Annotated in this window: 3 protein-coding genes; 2 read left to right on the top strand and 1 reads right to left on the bottom strand. The window is 54.2% G+C overall.

From position 1 onward, the window contains the following. Positions 1-326: 326 nt before the first annotated feature. Entirely contained in the window at positions 327-911 is a 585-nt protein-coding gene (locus GEI7105_RS0117365; RefSeq protein WP_017661703.1) for a rhomboid family intramembrane serine protease, read from the bottom strand. 148 nt (positions 912-1,059) lie between these two features. On the opposite strand from GEI7105_RS0117365, the gene GEI7105_RS0117375 reads away from it, so the two are divergent. Then, positions 1,060-1,299, top strand: a complete 240-nt coding sequence (locus GEI7105_RS0117375) for a NifU family protein (protein ID WP_017661705.1) — start codon at positions 1,060-1,062, stop codon at positions 1,297-1,299. Between the two features lie 160 nt (positions 1,300-1,459). Continuing rightward, entirely contained in the window at positions 1,460-3,700 is a 2,241-nt protein-coding gene (locus GEI7105_RS0117380) for a glycoside hydrolase family 57 protein (protein ID WP_017661706.1), read from the top strand. Positions 3,701-4,202 lie beyond the last annotated feature (502 nt).

The raw sequence follows: 4,202 nt of genomic DNA on the forward strand, positions 1-4,202 counted from the left end.
AGCCGCCGCGCCTTGGCTGGATGGCATGGTGCTAGGGGTTTTTTGTCTTTGTCTAGAACGAAAATGTGCATAATACACAACTCCCAAAAGGGGTAACGTTTGCCTCGCCAAGGTTACGTCTCGGTACTCTCTGAAAAGCACTGCCTTAACCCGTTTAAAGCTGTTTAACTTTTCAGTTCTAGAGCGACAAGCTGGCAACGTACTCGTCGGTAGGAACTTAAACTCTCGGACGTAACGTAGTCTTCGGAAGACTTAGGCTGGTCAACTTGTGGGCTTTTTCAAGCCCCCGTCATAGCCAACAGGCTTGACGGCGGGTTGTTGACACTTTACTCTCGATACGGCTTGCGAGAGACGTACTTTGCCGCCAAAATTCCCCCGAGGAAACCGAAAAGATGGCCTTCCCAGGAAATCCCCGGTTGCCCTGGAAAAATTCCCCCGACTAAACCGCCGTAGAAAAATCCCACGAGCAGCGAAAGGGCGATCGCCTGAAAACTGCGCTCGAACAAGCCGCGCAACAATAAAAAGCCCAAATAACCGAATACTACACCGCTAGCCCCGATGTGGATTCCCGGTGCGCCGAACAACCACACCCCCAAGCCTCCGAGTAGCATGGCGGCGGCGGTGACGAGGAAAAAATCGCGAATTCCCCGAACCATCACCAACCATCCCAAGATGACAAAGGGAACCGTATTCGACAACAGGTGGGCGAAATTTCCGTGAAGAAAGGGCATGAACAAAATTCCCCGCAAGGTTTCCGGTTCGCGGGGGTAAATGCCGAGGGTGTTGAGCTGGCCGCCAAAGAGAAACTGGTCGAGGAGTTCTTCGATCCACATCACGGCGACGAACCCGCCGAGAATGACAGCGTGGAGTTTCAGCTCTCGGGCGATCGCCTGGGTATCTTCTTGACTCATCGATCTGGACAGGGTGGTTTTCTCTCTTCAGCGTAGCAGGTTTGCTCGAGGGCGATCGTGCCGCAGGCGATCGACGAAAACGGTACAATCGAGAAAAATGCGAACGGTTCTCGATCGAGCCGACTGACACACCTATTGAGGCATCGCTATGGAGACGCTAGTACTCACCAAAGACAACGTGGAAAAAGTATTAGACGAACTGCGCCCCTATCTGATGGCTGACGGCGGTAACGTCGAGCTGATGGATATCGACGGCCCGATCGTCAAACTACGCCTGCAAGGGGCTTGCGGGTCTTGTCCGAGTTCGGCGATGACGCTGAAAATGGGCATCGAACGCCGCCTTCGGGAATACATCCCTGAAATTTCCGAAGTCGAACAAGTGATGTAATTCGTTGCGTCAACGGCGTTCGTCTCGAAACGCGATCGCCCCCCACGCATTGAGTCAAACACGAGCGAAGTCGAGGGTCTGACCCTCGGCTTTGTTCTCTCTATCCCCTCGACGTACTATAAATTTGGGTTCCATCCTTCGCAGCAACTCATCGGGCATTATGTCACATCCGCTCTACGTCGCGTTTATCTGGCACCAGCACCAACCTCTCTACAAAAGTCGAGCCGCCAGTTCCGCAGATTCGGAACAGTATCGCCTTCCTTGGGTTCGCCTTCACGGAACGAAAGACTACCTCGACCTCGTCCTGATTCTCGAACAGTTTCCCGAACTGCACCAGACGGTGAACTTGGTTCCGTCGCTGATTTTGCAACTGGAGGATTACGCTGAGGGAAAAGCCCTCGATCCCTATCTCAAATTGCTGTTGACGCCGACCGACCAGCTCGATGTTAAAGGAAAACAGTTTATTCTCGAGCGGTTTTTCGATGCGAACCACCACACGCTCATCGACCCTCATCCTCGATATCGAGAACTGTTCGGACAGCGTCACGAGAAAGGGATTACCTGGTGTTTGGAACACTGGCAAGATCGGGATTATGCGGACTTGCTAGCGTGGCACAATCTCGCTTGGATCGATCCGCTGTTTTGGGACGACCCGGATATTGCGGGGTGGTTGAAAAAAGGACGAGATTTCACCCTCGGCGATCGCCAGCGCATCTTGTCCAAGCAAAAAGAGATTATCTCGCGCATCGTCCCGCAACACCGGAAAATGCAGGATACGGGACAGCTCGAAATTACCACTACGCCCTACACTCACCCGATTTTACCGCTACTGGCCGATACGAATTCCGGTCGGGTCGCCGTTCCCGAGATGGAACTTCCCAAAAACCGCTTTTTGTGGAAAGAAGATATTCCGCGACATTTACATAAAGCCTGGAAACTGTACTGCGATCGCTTCGGACGGGAACCTCGCGGCTTGTGGCCCTCCGAACAATCGGTGAGTCCCGAGATTTTGTCCGACGTGGCCAAGCAAGGGTTTAACTGGCTGTGTTCGGACGAAGCGGTTCTCGGGTGGACGAAAAAACATTTCTTCCACCGCGACAGTACGGGGAACGTGTTCGAGCCAGAGTTGTTGTACCGTCCCTATCGCCTGAAAACCGATGCGGGAGATTTGGCGATCGTCTTCCGCGATCACCGACTGTCGGATCTGATCGGGTTTACTTACGGTTCGATGGCTCCGAAGGAAGCGGCCGCCGATTTAGTCGGACACCTCGAGGCGATCGCGCGATCGCTCAAACACAAACAAGACGGTGACGCTTTAGAACGTCCCTGGCTCGTGACGATCGCCCTCGACGGCGAAAATTGCTGGGAGTTCTACAAGCAGGACGGGAAACCCTTCCTCGAGTCTCTCTACCACATCCTCAGCCACCATCACGGGATTCAACTGGTGACGGTATCGGAATTTATCGATCGCTTCCCCCCGACGGAAATGCTTCCGAGCGATCGCCTGCACAGCGGCTCTTGGGTAGACGGTAGCTTTACCACTTGGATCGGCGATCCCGTGAAAAATAAAGCCTGGGATATGCTGACACGAGCGCGTCAGACCCTAGCCAACCATCCCGAAGCCACCGAGGAAAACAACCCAGAAGCTTGGGAAGCCCTCTACGCCGCCGAAGGGTCTGACTGGTTCTGGTGGTTCGGCGAAGGTCATTCTTCCGAGCAAGATGCCATTTTCGATCGCCTGTTCCGCGAACACCTCAGCGCCCTCTATCACGCCCTCAACGAACCGATCCCTGAAGAGGTGTGCTATCCCCTCGAAGCCCACGAGAAAAAAGGCGATATGCGCCCGCAAAGTTTCATCCATCCCGTCATCGATGGCGTGGGAGACGAGCAGGATTGGGATCGCGCCGGACGGATCGACGTGGGGGGATCTCGAGGAACCATGCACCGCAGCAGTCCCGTACAGCGGTTGTGGTACGGTTTAGACCACTTGAACTTCTATATGCGCCTGGACTTCAAAACGGGGATCGAACCGGGGAAAGATTGTCCTTCTGAGCTACATTTGCTGTGGTACTATCCCCAGCGCCCCATGTACACGAGTCTCGCACCATTGCAAGAGTTACCGGACGCCCCACCGCTGAACTATCGCTTCGCCACCCATTTGGAAGTCAATTTAATCAGTCAGTCCTACCAAATGAATCAGGCGATCGAACGCGATCGCTGGCGCACGAGCAAAAGCCGCGTCAAAGTGGCGATGGACAAGTGTTTGGAAATCGCCGTTCCTTGGGTGGACTTACCCACCGAACCGGATTGGAACCTTCACCTGGTAGCGGTTCTCGCTGAAGACGAGCGGTATCGAGACTATATTCCTGAAAACGGCTTGATTCCGATGGTGATGCCTTAGATACGGAAGAAACGACACCGCGCTCGTGACGACGCATCCGGTCTGTGGCGTCGAGGGGAGACCGAAGCTCTACCAAGATTCGTCGCAGTGCTCCAACCATAGCCAATAGGCTTGGTTGGTGGTGAAGCGGCGGTGAGTTTCGGTGCATCCCCTGAACAATGCGATAGCGAGAGAAGGGGATAGCGCCGAAACGAACAAACTGGTAAAATTGCCTGACCGGAAACGGTCTTTAAGCTCCTAAGGGTATGGTTCACAGCACCCGAAAAACCCGTGGTGGAGGTAAACCACAAAATCGCCAGTTGGTGTTGCCAAGAGAATTTGATTCTCGCTTATGTCTGCGGTGGGGCGCATCGTGGACGTTAAACAAACAGCCTGTGAAGGCGTTCTGACCGGGGGTATTCGGGCTTGCTCGTTTATCTAGGCATGAGCCAGTGAAACAGGAATCTCCGACCATACCCGCGTAGGGTTGGGGGGAGGAGCGTCAATAATGCTGCGCTGAACG

The organism is Baaleninema simplex PCC 7105 (assembly GCF_000332355.1).
In the GTDB taxonomy this organism is placed as follows: Bacteria; Cyanobacteriota; Cyanobacteriia; order Cyanobacteriales; family Geitlerinemataceae; genus Baaleninema; species Baaleninema simplex.

Coding starts and splice junctions, on each gene's coding strand:
- GEI7105_RS0117365 (WP_017661703.1), bottom strand. CDS start 911: ATGAGTCAAGAAGATACCCAGGCGATCGCCCGAGAGCTGAAACTCCAC.
- GEI7105_RS0117375 (WP_017661705.1), top strand. CDS start 1,060: ATGGAGACGCTAGTACTCACCAAAGACAACGTGGAAAAAGTATTAGAC.
- GEI7105_RS0117380 (WP_017661706.1), top strand. CDS start 1,460: ATGTCACATCCGCTCTACGTCGCGTTTATCTGGCACCAGCACCAACCT.